General features: G+C 58.9%; 1 protein-coding gene. It reads right to left on the bottom strand.

The window, feature by feature from the left end; translation table 11 throughout:
• Nucleotides 1–1,056: 1,056 nt before the first annotated feature.
• A complete protein-coding gene (locus XH80_RS02990; protein ID WP_271597269.1) occupies nt 1,057–1,272 on the bottom strand; it encodes a hypothetical protein in 216 nt (71 codons plus the stop codon).
• Between the last annotated feature and the right edge of the window lie 418 nt (nt 1,273–1,690).

Genomic DNA, 1,690 nt, shown 5'->3' with positions numbered 1-1,690 from the left:
TGTTTTTCTATCTGTGAGAAGAATCACGCACGACTTCGCAGTCTGCCTTGGCTTGAGATGCTTCTTGTTGTTGTCCGACCATGGAGCTGCGGAAATGGACTACTCGGTCATCCCTGCTCTGACTACCCGTTGGACTTAGCTTGTTAGTCCGCAACTGCTTCGGTTCGCGATGGGCTTCGTAACCCGGCACCACGCGCCCCGGAGTTATGCGAAGGAAGGGTCGCGTGACGTTTGATTGCTGAAGCTGCACTCCTCCGACCCGTCTGTGAGCGGTAGCCGGCTATCACGCAGCTTTGAATGGCACGTTGGGCTGCTCCACGAATCGCTTGGTGCAACGTCGCGCCCAGCGAGCGCCGGCAGCCGCGGCGAGAAATAACACCACTGATAGGCCGCCCCCGCACCGGCTCTTTAGACGACACACCACCGAAGTTGGCGAGCGAATTTGCTTCGAGCGTCGCAGTGCCATGGTGCGACCATCCGAACCAGCCTCGACACTGGCCGCAGGCCTTCATAGGTCTGAGCGATTCACCCCGATCGTGAGACTGACGCACTCGAGAAGCGACCCGCAGCTAAATCGGGATGCCTAAAGACGGACAGCACCAAACTCCCGAGGTTGGCAATCCTGATTGCGTTAACACGTGCTCACCCTCAACGTTCAGGGCGGTGCATCGGCAATCGCGTCGAGCGCTGCACGCGGCAGAAAGAGTCTTCTTTCAGAGCTCGGAGAGAATTCTCACACGGGCGGTCGCCGGCCATCATCTGGCCATTCGCGACGCGGAAGGCTAAAGCGATGAGTAAGCAGCTTCCTGCTAAATCGAGCCACTCATGTCCTACCAGCAGCGATCAACTAGATAAGTACAGCGAATTCATGTTCTTTCCGCCGCCGTTGCAGCGCGACTCCGCGGGCTCTGTGCCGCGCCTCCAGGCCAAGCGTAGTCAGGCTTGGATTCCCAAGCACCCTACCAGCCAAGTACTCACCCCAGTGGCCTTGGGTTGTGAAAACTGTCGTCCTCGGCCCCATTTCTTCCGCAGGATGGCTATGGATCGCCCGTTTGGTCACGTGCGCCACTCGCGTTCAGCACTGGCGGCCGATCGCGTGATCGTTTTGGCCGCACCATCATGCGAAGCTTTCTCGGCTCGTCGCTCGTAGTCGTCGGCGAGAGCCTTGAGCTGGGCGGCAATCGTACGGTCGGTCATGGTTTTGACAGCGTGGAGCAAGCTCTGTGCTATTTGTCGGTATTCCCTGCCTCGTTGTGAAATCTGGGAAGCCATCAAGCCCTCGCTCGGATCTCTGGCGGCTGGTCTAAAGTGAGAAGCCAGTATAGCCAGTTTCCATCACTCGCCTGGCGAACTCTGTAGCGATTGACGCACTTCTTGGAGCATAAAGGGATGCGCCACGAATAGTGCCGGACGAGTCCAAACTTGCGATCACAAACCGCGCATCGTGTGGCTCTGCCAGATCCACCGCTCTCGTTATCAGGGCTGCTTGTGTCCATTAGAGTTCTCGATTGAAATGAGTACCCGCACACCCCCGGGAGCAGGGAGTGTGCGGGTATTGGTGACTTACCCGATCGAGCTGGTATTCCCCTGCGCGAGCAGCTGGGTGACGGCAGCGGCACCACCGGCACCGAAGACGCTGGAGCCGCCCTGAGCCACACCAACCTGCGTCGCAGAGTTCGCCTGCGCGACG

The organism is Bradyrhizobium sp. CCBAU 45384 (genome assembly GCF_028128665.1).
Classification (GTDB): Bacteria; Pseudomonadota; Alphaproteobacteria; order Rhizobiales; family Xanthobacteraceae; genus Bradyrhizobium; species Bradyrhizobium manausense.
Note: the sequence above shows the minus strand (reverse complement) of the source record. Positions and strands in the feature narration are given on the sequence as shown.

Bases quoted from the DNA above. Each gene is read 5' to 3' on its own strand.
- XH80_RS02990 (WP_271597269.1), bottom strand. From the start codon at position 1,272: ATGGCTTCCCAGATTTCACAACGAGGCAGGGAATACCGACAAATAGCA.